The organism is Thauera sp. WB-2 (assembly GCF_027594845.1).
In the GTDB taxonomy this organism is placed as follows: Bacteria; Pseudomonadota; Gammaproteobacteria; order Burkholderiales; family Rhodocyclaceae; genus Thauera; species Thauera mechernichensis.
The window spans coordinates 1,493,452-1,508,421 of record NZ_CP088935.1 but is presented as its reverse complement, the minus strand read 5'-3'; the positions used below and the strand labels follow the sequence as shown (position 1 = coordinate 1,508,421).

At 62.1% G+C, this 14,970-nt stretch carries 13 protein-coding genes and 2 pseudogenes; 2 read left to right on the top strand and 13 right to left on the bottom strand.

The features are described from left to right. Positions 1-2: 2 nt before the first annotated feature. The 6 genes and pseudogenes from LQF09_RS06910 to LQF09_RS06885 all read right to left on the bottom strand — a co-directional run. Positions 3-866, bottom strand: a complete 864-nt coding sequence (locus LQF09_RS06910) for a formylmethanofuran dehydrogenase subunit C (protein WP_270069538.1) — start codon at positions 864-866, stop codon at positions 3-5. After that, positions 863-1,840, bottom strand: a complete 978-nt coding sequence (fhcD, locus tag LQF09_RS06905) for a formylmethanofuran--tetrahydromethanopterin N-formyltransferase (RefSeq protein WP_270069537.1) — start codon at positions 1,838-1,840, stop codon at positions 863-865. The genes LQF09_RS06910 and fhcD overlap by 4 nt, the downstream gene beginning before the upstream one ends. Then, complete coding sequence (locus LQF09_RS06900) at positions 1,837-3,513, bottom strand: formylmethanofuran dehydrogenase subunit A (protein ID WP_270069536.1); 1,677 nt, start codon at positions 3,511-3,513, stop codon at positions 1,837-1,839. Before LQF09_RS06900 ends, fhcD begins: the two co-directional genes overlap by 4 nt. Continuing rightward, positions 3,510-4,820 (bottom strand): formylmethanofuran dehydrogenase, encoded by a 1,311-nt coding sequence (locus tag LQF09_RS06895; protein WP_270069535.1) that lies wholly within the window; start codon positions 4,818-4,820, stop codon positions 3,510-3,512. The genes LQF09_RS06900 and LQF09_RS06895 overlap by 4 nt, the downstream gene beginning before the upstream one ends. A gap of 148 nt (positions 4,821-4,968) precedes the next feature. Beyond that, positions 4,969-5,487 (bottom strand): CIA30 family protein, encoded by a 519-nt coding sequence (locus tag LQF09_RS06890; RefSeq protein ID WP_270069534.1) that lies wholly within the window; start codon positions 5,485-5,487, stop codon positions 4,969-4,971. Between the two features lie 637 nt (positions 5,488-6,124). Next, positions 6,125-6,751: pseudogene (locus LQF09_RS06885) on the bottom strand (IS5 family transposase); the annotation flags it as partial. Between the two features lie 120 nt (positions 6,752-6,871). Here LQF09_RS06885 and LQF09_RS06880 point away from each other — a divergent pair. After that, positions 6,872-8,002, top strand: a complete 1,131-nt coding sequence (locus LQF09_RS06880; RefSeq protein WP_270068686.1) for an ISAs1 family transposase — start codon at positions 6,872-6,874, stop codon at positions 8,000-8,002. Here LQF09_RS06880 and LQF09_RS06875 read toward each other — a convergent pair. The 6 genes and pseudogenes from LQF09_RS06875 to LQF09_RS06850 form a co-directional block, all read right to left on the bottom strand. Next, a pseudogene (locus tag LQF09_RS06875) lies at positions 7,966-8,439 on the bottom strand (transposase); the annotation flags it as partial. The gene LQF09_RS06880 and the pseudogene LQF09_RS06875 sit on opposite strands and share 37 nt — an antisense overlap. 44 nt (positions 8,440-8,483) lie before the next feature. Beyond that, positions 8,484-8,828, bottom strand: a complete 345-nt coding sequence (locus LQF09_RS06870) for a class I SAM-dependent methyltransferase (RefSeq protein ID WP_270069533.1) — start codon at positions 8,826-8,828, stop codon at positions 8,484-8,486. Positions 8,829-9,416: 588 nt separating this feature from the next. Continuing rightward, positions 9,417-10,454, bottom strand: a complete 1,038-nt coding sequence (locus LQF09_RS06865; protein WP_270067868.1) for an IS5 family transposase — start codon at positions 10,452-10,454, stop codon at positions 9,417-9,419. A gap of 37 nt (positions 10,455-10,491) precedes the next feature. Then, on the bottom strand, positions 10,492-10,794 hold the full coding sequence (locus LQF09_RS06860) for a hypothetical protein (protein ID WP_270069532.1): 303 nt from the start codon (positions 10,792-10,794) through the stop codon (positions 10,492-10,494). 169 nt (positions 10,795-10,963) lie between these two features. After that, positions 10,964-12,001: an IS5 family transposase gene (locus tag LQF09_RS06855; protein WP_270067868.1), complete on the bottom strand. Its 1,038-nt coding sequence runs from the start codon at positions 11,999-12,001 to the stop codon at positions 10,964-10,966. A gap of 44 nt (positions 12,002-12,045) precedes the next feature. Further along, the gene (locus tag LQF09_RS06850) at positions 12,046-12,525 is read right to left on the bottom strand and encodes a hypothetical protein (protein WP_270069531.1); all 480 of its coding nucleotides are present in this window, start codon (positions 12,523-12,525) and stop codon (positions 12,046-12,048) included. A 388-nt stretch (positions 12,526-12,913) separates the two neighbouring features. On the opposite strand from LQF09_RS06850, the gene LQF09_RS06845 reads away from it, so the two are divergent. Beyond that, complete coding sequence (locus LQF09_RS06845) at positions 12,914-14,044, top strand: ISAs1 family transposase (protein ID WP_270068686.1); 1,131 nt, start codon at positions 12,914-12,916, stop codon at positions 14,042-14,044. Positions 14,045-14,275: 231 nt separating this feature from the next. On the opposite strand, the gene LQF09_RS06840 is transcribed toward LQF09_RS06845, so the two are convergent. Beyond that, a complete protein-coding gene (locus LQF09_RS06840; protein ID WP_270069530.1) occupies positions 14,276-14,878 on the bottom strand; it encodes a hypothetical protein in 603 nt (200 codons plus the stop codon). Positions 14,879-14,970 lie beyond the last annotated feature (92 nt).

The window sequence follows — 14,970 nt, the reverse complement described above, 5'->3', positions numbered from 1 at the left end:
GATCAACCGCGGCCCGGCAGCAGCCATTCGCCCTTGCCGTCGACCGCCAGGTCGCCGACCAGGCGGCGCGGCGCAGGCGCCGGCAGGCTGGCGAAGAGGCCGCCATGATAGGCCAGACTGCGCCGCAGCAAGGCCCAGAACACGGCGATATCGTGCTGCGTCGCGACGAAGGTCGGCGGTGTCGGAGGCTGCGGGCCGGCAAACACCAGCGTCCCGCGCCGCATGCCATAGCCGCAGTGTGCGCCTACCCGGCCGGCGACCGCGATCGTGCCGGCGACCATGCGCGAGGCCAGGAAGTCGCCGGCGTCGCCATGCAGCACCACCGTGCCGCGCCGCATGCGATCGCCACAGCGTGCGCCCACGTTGCCGTGCACGATGAGCGTGCCGCCACGCATGCCGTCCATGCTGCCGGGCCGCGCAGCGGCGGCGAGGTCGCCGACATCGCCCGCCACCTCGATCCGCCCGCCTGCCATCTCGCAGCCGGCGAGCTCGCCAGCCCTGCCGCGCACGCGGATCTCGCCGCCACGCATGGCCAGCCCCAGGCGGTCGCCGACGTCACCGTCGACGCGCAGCATGCCCCCCTCCAGGCCCTGGCCAATGGCGTCGACGCGCGACAGGTCACCCTCTAGGCGCAGCTGCGGCCCCGGCTCGGCCTGCCCGCCCGGCACTGCAGCGGCTGCGCCTTCGACCGGCATGATGTCGAACAGCGCCCCCATGGCCCGCATGTCGTTGCCGTGGCGCAGCGGCAGGCGCGCAATCTCGTCGGCCGTCATCGCCGCCAGCCGCAGCGGCAGCACACCACCGAAGTCGACGCGGAATTCGGGCTGCACCTTGAGGCGCAGGCACCAGCCTGGTGTCGCGCTCATGCCGCGCCCTCCCCGATCAGCGTGTGCAGATGGAAGTGGAAGGGCCCGAGCTTGCCGCCGTAGTTGCCGGCGGAAATTCGCGTCACCCCGGCCGCCGCGCCGCGCGCGACGATGGCCGCGATGCCCGCACGCATGGCGGCGGAGACATCGGCCTCGGTCAAGCCATCGATGACGATCTCCATCACGCAGCGCGTGTCGGCGTCGAGCTCGCTGCGCCTGGCGAGCGGGGTCAGCGCGGGACAGAAAGCGTCGTTGGTCGAGGCCATCAGCGTGGCGTACTTGCTGCCCACCTTGGAGCCGGAACGCACCACGCCGCCGGGGAAGGGCATGATCGCGCCGCGCACCGCGCGCATCGCCTCCACCGCAGCCTCGGCGCCGGCGAGCGCGGCATCGGTGTCGCGCGCCAGCAGCAGCAGGTTGCCGCCGCCCACCGCCTTCACCATGGCCGTGGTCTCCTCGGCGACGAACTCGCCATCCATCACCGGCACCCGCCAGTAGCGCCTGCCGTCGATCATCTTGGAGATCTGCCAGCCGTCGCCGAAGAAGCGCAGATTCCTGCCAAGCGCGATCGCTTCGCCTTGATCCTGGCCAAGCTCCAGTCCGGCGTAGATCGCCGTGGTCGGGCAAGTCAGCACGCACTGGCCGACGCGACGCTCGAGCTGCTTGGCGAGCTCCTTGCCCGACATCGAGAACAGCAGCACCGACGCGCCTGGCCGGCCGTCCGGCGTCTCGTCCGCGCCCAGCATGCGCTCGATGCCGGCCTCGCAGCCGCAGGCGATCACCGAGGTGGCGAAGCCGGTCATGGCGACTGCCGCATGGCGCGCCCAGGTCTCGTTGTGGGCGGTGATCAGCACCCTTGTGGCCTTCATCGGGAAGGCCTCGGCGAAGGTGTCGTCTATCGTCACGCCGTTGCGCGTCACGCTGTTGGGCGCCATCTTCATCGCGCTTGTCGTCTCCTGCGGCAGGCTGCTCACAGTGGCCTCCCGCGTCCGTGCACCTTGCACGCCAGCAGCGCGCCGCCGTTGCTGCACGAGCACAGCTCGTCGGTGCCGATCTTCATGTGGCGGTAGCTGATGCTGGCGTGGCGATCGGCCCAGGCTTCGACCGTCTTCTCGATCGCCGGGTCGTAGTCGGCCTCGACGAAGTGGGTGCCGCCCACCGGCACCGCCTCGATGCGGCCCTTGCGCGCGACGAGCAGCCCGTCCTTGAAGACGTATTCGGGGGTGACGAACATCGCCTCGCGGTCGGCCTCCTCGCGATACACCGCAATGTCGGCCGCAGCGCCGATGCCGAGCTGGCCACGGTCGGTCAGTCCCAGCAGCCGCGCGGGCGCGGCACGGGTCATGATCGCAATCTCGTACAGCGAGAGCTCGCGGCGGATCTCGCGCAGGTCCGCCATCGCCGCCACGTCGGGGTGCAGGCGGGCGAGCTGTTCGTCGCGGAAGCGCTTGTCCATCAGCAGCTTGATCAGGTGCGGGTAGCTGGTGAAGGGGCCGCCGTTGGGGTGGTCGGTGGTCAGCACCACCCGCCAGGGGTCGTCCATGAGCAGGAAAATCTCCAGCCCGATCGCCCACTGCAGCGCGTTCACATAGCTCTGTTCGCGGTAGCGGAAAGGCACCACGCCGCAGCCGGCATCGCACTCGATGTCACCGCCGACGTACTTGCGCGGGTTGCCGAGCTCGGCGTTGGCGAACTGGCGCATGGTGTCGCCCGAGGCGGTAACGGTCTGGCCGAAGATGATCTGGCCGACGTCGATGCTGACGTTGGGCGCGGCGTTGACGCGCTCGACGAGTTGGCGCGCCGCCGAGGAAAACTTCTTCGGCCCTTCCCGGCCGTAGCTGTGGAACTGGATGTGGGTCAGGTGGCCGGGCAGGCCTTCGAGCGCGTCGATGGTGGCAAGCGTCGATTCGATGTTGCCCGCCACGCCGAGGTTGCTGGCGTGGATGTGCAGCGGATGCGGCACGCCCAGCTCGGACAGCGCGCGCGCCAGGCTGTGCACCACCTGGCGCGGCGTCACCTGCCAATGCACATGGTCCTCGTCGACGTCGAGCTTGCGTTGGTTGAACTTGAAGGCCGAGATGCCGCCCGGGTTCACCACCTTGACGCCCATGGCCTTGCTGGCGCCGATCGCCCAGCCGACGTAGTCGCGGATGCGCTGCGGGTCCTCGCCGCGCGCCAGCATCTCGAGGAAGAGCTCCTCGTTGCCCAGCATCACGTAGGCGCCGTGGTCCAGGATCGGCGTGTCGCCCATCTCCATGTGGGCCTGGCGCGCGTTGCTGGCCAGCATCGCCGGCTCGAAGGCCGCGGTGTAGCCCATCTGCGCATAGCGGTAGCCGGTCTCGAGCGTGCCCGGCGTGCAGCAACCGTTGGAGGCGAGCTCCAGCAGCGAGTCGCGCGGCCGGTTCAGACGGTGGTCTTCGGGCAGCATCATGCGCGCGAGGTTGACCTTGCCGCCGCCGATGTGGGTATGGAGGTCGATGCCCCCGGCCATCACGACGCAGCCGGTCAGGTTGTACTCCGCATCCACCTTGTCCTGCGCATGCAGCGCAACAATGCGGCCGTCGCGGATGCCGATGTCGCGCACCTCGCCATCGACGCCGTTGGCGGGGTCGTAGACGCGACCGCCCTTGAGCCTGATCGTCGTCATCGCGCGCCCTCCTTCGCCGCCGCGCCGCTCGCAAGGCGCGCGACCAGCGCCTGCGCCACCTCGGCCACGGTCGCCAGGCCGTCGTCGCGCACGCCATGCAGTGGCAGCGACACCACGCTGTCGGCGCGCAGCAGATGGCCGTCGGCGTTGATGCCCGGCGTCGCCACCGGGATGAACACCGTGCCCGGCTGCGCGCAGCCGGCGGCGAGCGCCGGATGGCCGAGCACGATGCGCGGCAGCGCAGCCGGCGGCGGCGGAAGATCCGGCGTGAAGCTCGCCACCCATAGCAACAGGTCGACCGCGCGCTCGTCGAGCAGGCGGGCAGTGGCGTACTGCAAGGGATCGTGATCGACGCCCTGCGGCCCCACGCGCGAGCGCAGCGGCAGGCCGGACAGCCAGCTCATCGCCGCATTCGCGGTCTGCGCACCGTCGTTGCCGCCGAGCGTGAAGGCCCCGGCGCGGGTCTTGCGGTTGAGGTTCATCAGCAGGCGCAGCAGGGCTTCGCCCACCAGCGCGCCATGCTGCGCCAGGCGGGCCGGCTCCCACACCAGCACGCAGTAGCGCGCGGCGCGCATGGCGTCGGCAAGTTCAGCGAGCGCAGCGGGTACGGCCGCAAGGCGGCGGCTGTCGACCAGCGCCGCCAGGGTCGCCACGGTGTCGAAGATGTCGCCCTCGGCGCACAGCGCATCGACCGCGCTCGCCCACGGGATCTCCGCAGCCCCAGGCGTGCCCCCGCCTGCGCCCAGGAACACCACCCGGCCGCCGGCCTCGCGCCCCGCGGCCGGCGCGCAGCGGCGGAAGAACTCGGGATGGCTCGACCGCGCATCGGTGCCGACGCACACGATCAGATCGGCGCGGTTGCGGATCTCGGCCAGCGTGGTGAACATCTGCCCACGGTCCTGCAACATGCGCAGCGCGGGCATCATGGCCTCGCCGTGGGCATGGTCGAGGATGGCGCCGCGCACGTTGGCCAGGCGATACAGCGCGCGCATGCCCTGCACATCGGTGGCCAGGCCGCCGAACAGCGGCAAGCGCGCCGCCGCAAGCCGCGCCGCCGCCGCGTCGAGCGCCGCATCCAGCCCCCGCGGCACGCCATCGACGCAGGACGCCGCGGCCGCCGGATGATCGAAAGCCGCCAGCCCCGCCCGCGCACGCGCACAATCCCCGCCGCGAAGCTGCAGCACGGGCCCGGGCGCGAGCGCCAAGCCATCGCACAGCAGGCTGCAGAACGGGCAAGTCCAGTCCCGGGGCTGCACGCCGGCCGCGGACATGACTGCGAATGGAATCGTTTCGGTCGTCGTACTCATGCGCACGCATCATGCAAGCGATATGCCAGCCCGCTCGGGCAGGCGCAGACCGCCGCCAAGGCAAGCTCGCGCCCCAGGCCCCAGCCCAATGCCACGCAGCAGCGTTCAACTCTGGCACACCCCCACCGCGGCGCGGCGGCCGACTGTGTCACAACTGAGCACCCCCCCGGCCGGCCGCCCAGATCCCCTGGATGGCCAGCTCGAAGCCCCCGAACTGGCCATCGGCGATCATCAGCCCCACCTGCTCGATACTCGCACTGCGCAGCGCCGGCGCGTCGGCCACCGCGCGCCCGCGCCAGGTGGGCCGGAAGTCAGCCAGGGGCAATGCGAGCCGGGTCCAGATACCGGCCGGCGTCACCCAGCCGGCTTGGTAATTGACACCGTCGAAGCCGCGATCGATGCGCAGGTTGAGCTTGTAGCGGCGGCCATCCCCGCGCACGACGAATTCAATGGCGTCGATGCCCCCTGCCGGCAGCGGCGTGACCGACGCGCGCACCGAGGCGAAACCGCCATTGTTGTCGGGCGCAACCTGCCCGCTGAACACGGCATGGCCGGCCGGATCGAAACGAAGGGCGCTGCGCGACACACCCCCCATCACACGATCGTCGATCGCGGACCAGGCGGAGACCGCTTCTGAGCGATCGAAGACGAAGAGCGTTTTGAGCATGGTGGGATTATCGCGCCGATGATCGGTGTCGCAGCGTAGGGCGAAGCCGCGTCGCGTGTCGGGCTGAAGATGTCCAGCTGCAAATAGCACGACTGCGACTCGGCTACTGATAACCCCAACTTTTTTTGTGACGACCCATAGTCCGTCCCCGTGAGCGAAGCGGACTTTTTTGGAAAGGCTGTCAGGTCTTTTCCACGATCAGATATGTGTGTAACTCAGGATACTGATCGAACTCCAGGTGTCTTATTATGCATCCTAAATTCATGAATATCTTCAGGAAGCCATTTACACCAAGAGACGAGTAGTAAACCTCCGGCCCCATGTGCGTACTCTGTTGATCACCTGGCTCTTGAGTACCGCCAAAATAGAATATAAAAACGCCACCAACGTTAAGACCACCAACTATTTTAGTAATAACATTCACCTGCTCGGCGAGCGGAATGTGCCAAATGCTATCCCATGCCGTAATGAAGGGCACCTCGAATAACGCGAGGTTTTCGTTGAATCCCGCCGCCAAACAATGACAGCGACCGAACTCGGTTCAATTTCTCCGGCAAATCACCGCTTTTCTCTGCGGTGTCGCTCCGTTTTCTCTTCGAATCGCCCGGGAAATCGGCGATTCGGCCCATTTCGGGCGTCAGAAAGCCTCGATTCCGGCCTTCTGGAAGTACACCAGCCGCTTCAGGTTGTAGCAGGCGGCCATCATCGTCATCGCAAAGTTCGCTCGCGCCTGGCCGATCGTGCGGATCAGCTTGCCACCCATCTGATCGATGGCCGCGAACACGTGCTCGACACGGGCGCGCGTCTTGGCGATGCGATGGTTACGCCCTTGCTGACACTCAGACAGCGGCTTGTTGCGCGTACCCTTTCTCTGAATCTGGTTCCGGTAACCCTTGTCCTTCAACCAGTCTTCACGCCCCTTGGACGTGTAGCCCCGGTCCGCATAGACGTCTCGGCTCGTGTTCAGGGTGTAGAACACGCTCTCGAAGTGCTGGCTGTCGTGGATGCTGGCCGTACCCGTCTCGATCTTGCGGATGACCTTGTACTTCTTGTCGACGTTGATCGAGAGCTTGTAGCCGAAGTGACTCTTGCCGTGCTTCTTGGTCCAGGTGGCATCGGTGTCTTTCTGGCGCCGTTTGGCCGGTTTCCAGTCGGCCGGCATCGCCCCTTCCTTGACGAGCTTGTTCTCTTCACGGCTGTTGCGTTGCTTGGGCGCGGGCACCAGCGTGGCGTCGATGATCTGACCACCGCGGGCGATGAAACCCAGGGCAATCGCACCGACTTCGCATAGCCCCAATCAATAACTCTTTAACTTTCATGACCTTGCGAGACCTCTGTTCACATTGTCATAAAGTGTGTAGTTTCCTACCTTTTTGGGCATCCCATGAAGGCAGGAAACATCATGCCGCTGACGCAGGTGTTCGTCTCGATTTCCGACCCGCGCAGCGCGCGGCATGCGCGCCACGACCTGGCCGAGTTGCTGACGGTGGCGGTGTGCGCGGTGCTCTCGGGTGTCGACGACTTCGTCGACATCGAGTTGTGGGCCGAGGCCAAGATCGACTGGTTGCGAGGCTTCATGAAGCTTGAGCATGGCATCCCGTCTCACGACACGATCGGACGCGTGTTCGGCCTGATCGCGCCCGACGAGTTCGAGTCCGCGTTCCGGCGCTGGGTGGGCATGGTGGTGCCGGCGCTGGCCGGGGATACGGTCGTGGCGATCGACGGCAAGACGAGCCGGCGCTCGGGCGGCAAGGGCAGGACCGACGCCAGCCCGTTGCACCTGGTGAGCGCGTTTGCGGCGGGCATGGGCGTCGTGCTGGGCCAGACGGCGACCGCCGAGAAGTCGAACGAGATCACCGCGATTCCCGAACTGCTTGCCAAGTTGGCGATCGAGGGCTGCGTGGTGACGATCGACGCGATGGGCACCCAGACGAAGATCGCCCGCACGATCCGCGAGCGCGGCGCGCATTACGTGCTGTGCGTGAAGGAGAACCATCCGAACCTGCACGACTCGATCTTGTTCGCCGACATCGATCCGCGAGGGCCGCTGACGCCGAGTTCGACCCACGAGACCATGATCAAGGACCACGGCCGCATCGAAATCCGCCGATGCCGCGCCTACGCCGCGATCGACCGCCTCTACAAGTCCGAGGACTGGCTGGATATGGCCAGTTTCGCGGTGGTCGAGCGCATTCGCACCGTGGGCGATCACACCAGCACCGAGCGCGTCTTCTACATCAGCAGCCTGCCCGCCGACGCCGAGCGCATCGCTCGGGCCGTGCGCAGTCACTGGGAGGTGGAGAATCGGCTTCACTGGTGTCTGGATGTGCAGTTTAACGAGGATCAATCACGGGTGCGCAGCGGCTACGCCGCCAACAATTTCGCCATCGTTCGTCACATCGCGATGAACCTGCTGCGGCTCAACACGACGCGCAAGGCGAGCATCAAGTCCAAGCGCATGCTGGCGGCGACGATTGACGAATTTCGCGCCGAGCTGCTTGGGGTTATGACATGAAGGTGCGATTGCCCTGCGATGAAACCGCGCTTGAGCAGTTGGGCCGACACGCCGTCGAACAGGACCTTCGCGCCGGCTTCACCGATGCGATTCTCGAACGTCCACATCGTCGTTCGATCCGGAATATTGATCGCGCTGGCCAACCCGCAGAAGCGCTTGTAGCTCATCCGGTCAAGCAACTGATACTCCATCTGTTCATCCGACAGGTTGTACAGCCGCTTCAACACCAGAATGCGTACCATCGTCTCGGTCGGATACGGCGGACGACCGCCTTGCGGACTCACCGGACGCGGCGCCACCCGATCCACTTCCGCCGCCAACGCCCCGAAGTCGATGTACGACTCGATTTCGGCCAGTGGATCTCCGAGCGTGTCGATCTTCTTGCGGTGATGCTCGTCGGCGAACAGGTCGGTCTTGATGGCGGTGCGTTTCTTCATGGCTGGTGGCAGAGAACGAAATCAGGACAATCCAATTTTACCAATCACAGAGGTGCCGAGGTTTTTCGAGGCGCCCTGAAGTCATACTTGTCTGGAAGTTCACAGCTACAGATGTCCTCATGACGGAGGTCAATGAGCGGATGGCGACGCTTTGCCAGCCGGATCATCTCGCTAGAGACATCAATGCCAGCAGGCTGAAAGCCATTGCTCAGCAGTAAATCTATGAACCTGCCTGTGCAGCCACAGCCAATATCAAGCGCCTTACCTTTGCTCTTAGCAAATTTGATTGCCCTCTCATGCTGCGCAATTCCATTGCTCATATTAAAGCCATCACTCTGCCAGACGTGAGTGATCTGATTGTAAGCCTGCCCAATATCTGATGGATTCATAGATCTCGTTCAAAAATACAACAAATTCCGCAATCGGAAACGCACGGCGGGGCATCGGTCTAAACTCGCCGAATAGCGGCCTTGTTCGTCAGTATTGTCGACTATGAACGAAAAGGTAACACGCCATCGGTGTACTGGGTGGCGATCGCTCGATCAATCTGAAATGCCGATACCAGCTCAGGCGAAGCTAGAACATTTCTGTTGACCAACCATTTCTTTGGAGATGGTGCGTTCAATCGCCAAAGAAGTTTGGGGGCACCGAGATGGCTAGCGGCAACACCCGTGACGCTTAAAGCTGCACCCGCAACCATTCCTAGAGGACCTGCAATCATTCCGCCCGCCGCCGCAGAGACACCAACGAATGTCAGGTCAAAAACAACATTGACCCCAACAGGGTTACCGAAATGCTTCGATAAGGCTAAAGGGCACCTCGAATAACGCGAGGTTTTCGTTGAATCCCGCCGCCAAACAATGACAGCGACCGAACTCGGTTCAATTTCTCCGGCAAATCACCGCTTTTCTCTGCGGTGTCGCTCCGTTTTCTCTTCGAATCGCCCGGGAAATCGGCGATTCGGCCCATTTCGGGCGTCAGAAAGCCTCGATTCCGGCCTTCTGGAAGTACACCAGCCGCTTCAGGTTGTAGCAGGCGGCCATCATCGTCATCGCAAAGTTCGCTCGCGCCTGGCCGATCGTGCGGATCAGCTTGCCACCCATCTGATCGATGGCCGCGAACACGTGCTCGACACGGGCGCGCGTCTTGGCGATGCGATGGTTACGCCCTTGCTGACACTCAGACAGCGGCTTGTTGCGCGTACCCTTTCTCTGAATCTGGTTCCGGTAACCCTTGTCCTTCAACCAGTCTTCACGCCCCTTGGACGTGTAGCCCCGGTCCGCATAGACGTCTCGGCTCGTGTTCAGGGTGTAGAACACGCTCTCGAAGTGCTGGCTGTCGTGGATGCTGGCCGTACCCGTCTCGATCTTGCGGATGACCTTGTACTTCTTGTCGACGTTGATCGAGAGCTTGTAGCCGAAGTGACTCTTGCCGTGCTTCTTGGTCCAGGTGGCATCGGTGTCTTTCTGGCGCCGTTTGGCCGGTTTCCAGTCGGCCGGCATCGCCCCTTCCTTGACGAGCTTGTTCTCTTCACGGCTGTTGCGTTGCTTGGGCGCGGGCACCAGCGTGGCGTCGATGATCTGACCACCGCGGGCGATGAAACCGCGCTTGAGCAGTTGGGCCGACACGCCGTCGAACAGGACCTTCGCGCCGGCTTCACCGATGCGATTCTCGAACGTCCACATCGTCGTTCGATCCGGAATATTGATCGCGCTGGCCAACCCGCAGAAGCGCTTGTAGCTCATCCGGTCAAGCAACTGATACTCCATCTGTTCATCCGACAGGTTGTACAGCCGCTTCAACACCAGAATGCGTACCATCGTCTCGGTCGGATACGGCGGACGACCGCCTTGCGGACTCACCGGACGCGGCGCCACCCGATCCACTTCCGCCGCCAACGCCCCGAAGTCGATGTACGACTCGATTTCGGCCAGTGGATCTCCGAGCGTGTCGATCTTCTTGCGGTGATGCTCGTCGGCGAACAGGTCGGTCTTGATGGCGGTGCGTTTCTTCATGGCTGGTGGCAGAGAACGAAATCAGGACAATCCAATTTTACCAATCACAGAGGTGCCGAGGTTTTTCGAGGCGCCCTAAAGTATATTCTTGTCCACAGAGCTTGACTTGTTGATCATCGATATCCGAGCTTTGATAGTACGCGCGAAGTGCATCGAGGAATCGGTGTTTCAATACATTCAATTCTTTCCCTGTTGTAACGACATCAGCCAATCGCGCCCATTTACCATCAACAGACTTGAAAGCGAATGCAACATCGGGAATGGCAATCTTTATCGGCTTCCTCGGAGCATCCGGAACAGTAAGCTCAGACAATTCGAATCTTGCAAGATGCTGTGGCATTCGAGGGCACCTCGAATAACGCGAGGTTTTCGTTGAATCCCGCCGCCAAACAATGACAGCGACCGAACTCGGTTCAATTTCTCCGGCAAATCACCGCTTTTCTCTGCGGTGTCGCTCCGTTTTCTCTTCGAATCGCCCGGGAAATCGGCGATTCGGCCCATTTCGGGCGTCAGAAAGCCTCGATTCCGGCCTTCTGGAAGTACACCAGCCGCTTCAGGTTGTAGCAGGCGGCCATCATCGTCATCGCAAAGTTCGCTCGCGCCTGGCCGATCGTGCGGATCAGCTTGCCACCCATCTGATCGATGGCCGCGAACACGTGCTCGACACGGGCGCGCGTCTTGGCGATGCGATGGTTACGCCCTTGCTGACACTCAGACAGCGGCTTGTTGCGCGTACCCTTTCTCTGAATCTGGTTCCGGTAACCCTTGTCCTTCAACCAGTCTTCACGCCCCTTGGACGTGTAGCCCCGGTCCGCATAGACGTCTCGGCTCGTGTTCAGGGTGTAGAACACGCTCTCGAAGTGCTGGCTGTCGTGGATGCTGGCCGTACCCGTCTCGATCTTGCGGATGACCTTGTACTTCTTGTCGACGTTGATCGAGAGCTTGTAGCCGAAGTGACTCTTGCCGTGCTTCTTGGTCCAGGTGGCATCGGTGTCTTTCTGGCGCCGTTTGGCCGGTTTCCAGTCGGCCGGCATCGCCCCTTCCTTGACGAGCTTGTTCTCTTCACGGCTGTTGCGTTGCTTGGGCGCGGGCACCAGCGTGGCGTCGATGATCTGACCACCGCGGGCGATGAAACCGCGCTTGAGCAGTTGGGCCGACACGCCGTCGAACAGGACCTTCGCGCCGGCTTCACCGATGCGATTCTCGAACGTCCACATCGTCGTTCGATCCGGAATATTGATCGCGCTGGCCAACCCGCAGAAGCGCTTGTAGCTCATCCGGTCAAGCAACTGATACTCCATCTGTTCATCCGACAGGTTGTACAGCCGCTTCAACACCAGAATGCGTACCATCGTCTCGGTCGGATACGGCGGACGACCGCCTTGCGGACTCACCGGACGCGGCGCCACCCGATCCACTTCCGCCGCCAACGCCCCGAAGTCGATGTACGACTCGATTTCGGCCAGTGGATCTCCGAGCGTGTCGATCTTCTTGCGGTGATGCTCGTCGGCGAACAGGTCGGTCTTGATGGCGGTGCGTTTCTTCATGGCTGGTGGCAGAGAACGAAATCAGGACAATCCAATTTTACCAATCACAGAGGTGCCGAGGTTTTTCGAGGCGCCCTTAGGTTTTCAGGACCTTCCGGGAAATTGGAGAACCAATTTTTCAGAAATCTTGTGATATTTCCTATGTTGTGTCGTACCCGCGAGGGAAGTGTGACGGCATTCAATGGGTGATTGCGGACTGGCCAACCTTTAAGTCTTTTAACCTTAAGAGTGAAGCCGCGAACAACAATTGGATCTGTTGTCGGATTATTGACCCCCGCCTCGATAATAAATACAACTCTGGCATTATGGTCGTTACCGTCTACGACTCCAAGTTCTTGCCAGATGCAGCGACTGGTAAAAGACTCAACCTCAAGCTTTGGTCTTTTAAATTTTGTTCTTATAAAGCGAAATGCACCGAGCCCCCATGCAAGCAAGCCGACAATTATCCACTTTAATACGTCGATGGTTGTGGCATGAGCCTCGATCCATTCAACTAGGTCGCTTAAAGTTAATGAGATTTCCATAGCATGCCTAACTTAGAGGTGAGGGGCGCGAGCCGTATTGCGGCGAAGCGTCCCAGCGGCGAAACCGCGCCTCGACCGCCGGGTTGGGCACGGACAGTAGCGAGGAAGCGACGTTTTTTGGCGCCTTGAATAGTCGGCGCTGGCGAGAGGGCAAACTAGGAATGCTGGAACGCACAGGAACCCTCTGCGGTTACGAATAGATAACGGTAATGAGAACTGCTGCGCCGAGGATGACACCGATCACAATATATTCGCCAATACGCTGAGCCAGGGCAATCGCACCGACTTCGCATAGCCCCAATCAATAACTCTTTAACTTTCATGACCTTGCGAGACCTCTGTTCACATTGTCATAAAGTGTGTAGTTTCCTACCTTTTTGGGCATCCCATGAAGGCAGGAAACATCATGCCGCTGACGCAGGTGTTCGTCTCGATTTCCGACCCGCGCAGCGCGCGGCATGCGCGCCACGACCTGGCCGAGTTGCTGACGGTGGCGGTGTGCGCGGTGCTCTCGGGTGTCGACGACTTCGTCGACATCGAGTTGTGGGCCGAGGCCAAGATCGACTGGTTGCGAGGCTTCATGAAGCTTGAGCATGGCATCCCGTCTCACGACACGATCGGACGCGTGTTCGGCCTGATCGCGCCCGACGAGTTCGAGTCCGCGTTCCGGCGCTGGGTGGGCATGGTGGTGCCGGCGCTGGCCGGGGATACGGTCGTGGCGATCGACGGCAAGACGAGCCGGCGCTCGGGCGGCAAGGGCAGGACCGACGCCAGCCCGTTGCACCTGGTGAGCGCGTTTGCGGCGGGCATGGGCGTCGTGCTGGGCCAGACGGCGACCGCCGAGAAGTCGAACGAGATCACCGCGATTCCCGAACTGCTTGCCAAGTTGGCGATCGAGGGCTGCGTGGTGACGATCGACGCGATGGGCACCCAGACGAAGATCGCCCGCACGATCCGCGAGCGCGGCGCGCATTACGTGCTGTGCGTGAAGGAGAACCATCCGAACCTGCACGACTCGATCTTGTTCGCCGACATCGATCCGCGAGGGCCGCTGACGCCGAGTTCGACCCACGAGACCATGATCAAGGACCACGGCCGCATCGAAATCCGCCGATGCCGCGCCTACGCCGCGATCGACCGCCTCTACAAGTCCGAGGACTGGCTGGATATGGCCAGTTTCGCGGTGGTCGAGCGCATTCGCACCGTGGGCGATCACACCAGCACCGAGCGCGTCTTCTACATCAGCAGCCTGCCCGCCGACGCCGAGCGCATCGCTCGGGCCGTGCGCAGTCACTGGGAGGTGGAGAATCGGCTTCACTGGTGTCTGGATGTGCAGTTTAACGAGGATCAATCACGGGTGCGCAGCGGCTACGCCGCCAACAATTTCGCCATCGTTCGTCACATCGCGATGAACCTGCTGCGGCTCAACACGACGCGCAAGGCGAGCATCAAGTCCAAGCGCATGCTGGCGGCGACGATTGACGAATTTCGCGCCGAGCTGCTTGGGGTTATGACATGAAGGTGCGATTGCCCTGTACGCTGAGCCCTCTTTGGTTCGAGATGGAAGGTGCGCCCGGCGATTCGACCAACTACGTAAGCAGCGGCCTCGCCAATTGCGTAGGCAGTAGCGTCGAGAATGCTCATGGTGCCCAACGTCTGAATTCACCGGACCTGCGCGGCTTTTCGCGCAGGTCCGGTGGAATGATTGGTTGGGCCGCGCCTGCGGAACTGCGACATAGCAATTTCCTGATCAGGCAACATACCATCGTACTCCTGGCTCGGTTGGCTTTATCGTCGTTAGGCGATGACTTACATCAGGTTCCTTCGCTGCCTTTTTATTGATGAGTCTACCCAAGAATATTTGAAGCTCCATGCAACACGTCGAAAGCGTACCCAGCACTTTTTCTCTGTTACCGCCTTTAATCTCTTGATGATCAACGGTGTAGCCGCTCAGCTGACCGATAAGGGCTTGAATGTCGTTGCGAGAGAGAGAAACGCCTTCCCAGTTATGGGCGAATTGGTTCCGAACTTTGCGAAGAATCTCCATGTCTTTGTATTGCGCTTCGGTCACAAGACCGAAGGAGTAAGCGGCCTTTGTACGAGAGCCGAATGTGCCTAGGGGAGCACTGAAACCTTCAACGAGCTCCTTGGTGGCTTTGCAGTCTCTGAAATACGCTATCAGTAACCGACCGAGCGTATCTTCGATAAATGTCGCTAACGAGAGCACCATTGCGCGATCATCCTGTGTGCCAACTAACGACAGGAAACGATTCAGATTCTCGAGGGTGTGCTTTTCATCAGCATCACCTCTCAGCACAAGCCCCTTCTCTTTTACCTCAGCGACCTCTGTCATTTAGCCCCCCAACGCCGCAAATTACCGGCGGAGAAAAGCAGAGCGAGGAACGAGCGGAGCTTTTTGGCGTCCGAGTACATTTGCCTTTTTGG

Bases quoted from the DNA above. Each gene is read 5' to 3' on its own strand.
- LQF09_RS06910 (WP_270069538.1), bottom strand. From the start codon at position 866: ATGAGCGCGACACCAGGCTGGTGCCTGCGCCTCAAGGTGCAGCCCGAA.
- LQF09_RS06900 (WP_270069536.1), bottom strand. From the start codon at position 3,513: ATGACGACGATCAGGCTCAAGGGCGGTCGCGTCTACGACCCCGCCAAC.
- LQF09_RS06895 (WP_270069535.1), bottom strand. From the start codon at position 4,820: ATGAGTACGACGACCGAAACGATTCCATTCGCAGTCATGTCCGCGGCC.
- LQF09_RS06890 (WP_270069534.1), bottom strand. From the start codon at position 5,487: ATGCTCAAAACGCTCTTCGTCTTCGATCGCTCAGAAGCGGTCTCCGCC.
- LQF09_RS06880 (WP_270068686.1), top strand. From the start codon at position 6,872: ATGAAGGCAGGAAACATCATGCCGCTGACGCAGGTGTTCGTCTCGATT.
- LQF09_RS06870 (WP_270069533.1), bottom strand. From the start codon at position 8,828: ATGAATCCATCAGATATTGGGCAGGCTTACAATCAGATCACTCACGTC.
- LQF09_RS06865 (WP_270067868.1), bottom strand. From the start codon at position 10,454: ATGAAGAAACGCACCGCCATCAAGACCGACCTGTTCGCCGACGAGCAT.
- LQF09_RS06860 (WP_270069532.1), bottom strand. From the start codon at position 10,794: ATGCCACAGCATCTTGCAAGATTCGAATTGTCTGAGCTTACTGTTCCG.
- LQF09_RS06855 (WP_270067868.1), bottom strand. From the start codon at position 12,001: ATGAAGAAACGCACCGCCATCAAGACCGACCTGTTCGCCGACGAGCAT.
- LQF09_RS06850 (WP_270069531.1), bottom strand. From the start codon at position 12,525: ATGGAAATCTCATTAACTTTAAGCGACCTAGTTGAATGGATCGAGGCT.
- LQF09_RS06845 (WP_270068686.1), top strand. From the start codon at position 12,914: ATGAAGGCAGGAAACATCATGCCGCTGACGCAGGTGTTCGTCTCGATT.
- LQF09_RS06840 (WP_270069530.1), bottom strand. From the start codon at position 14,878: ATGACAGAGGTCGCTGAGGTAAAAGAGAAGGGGCTTGTGCTGAGAGGT.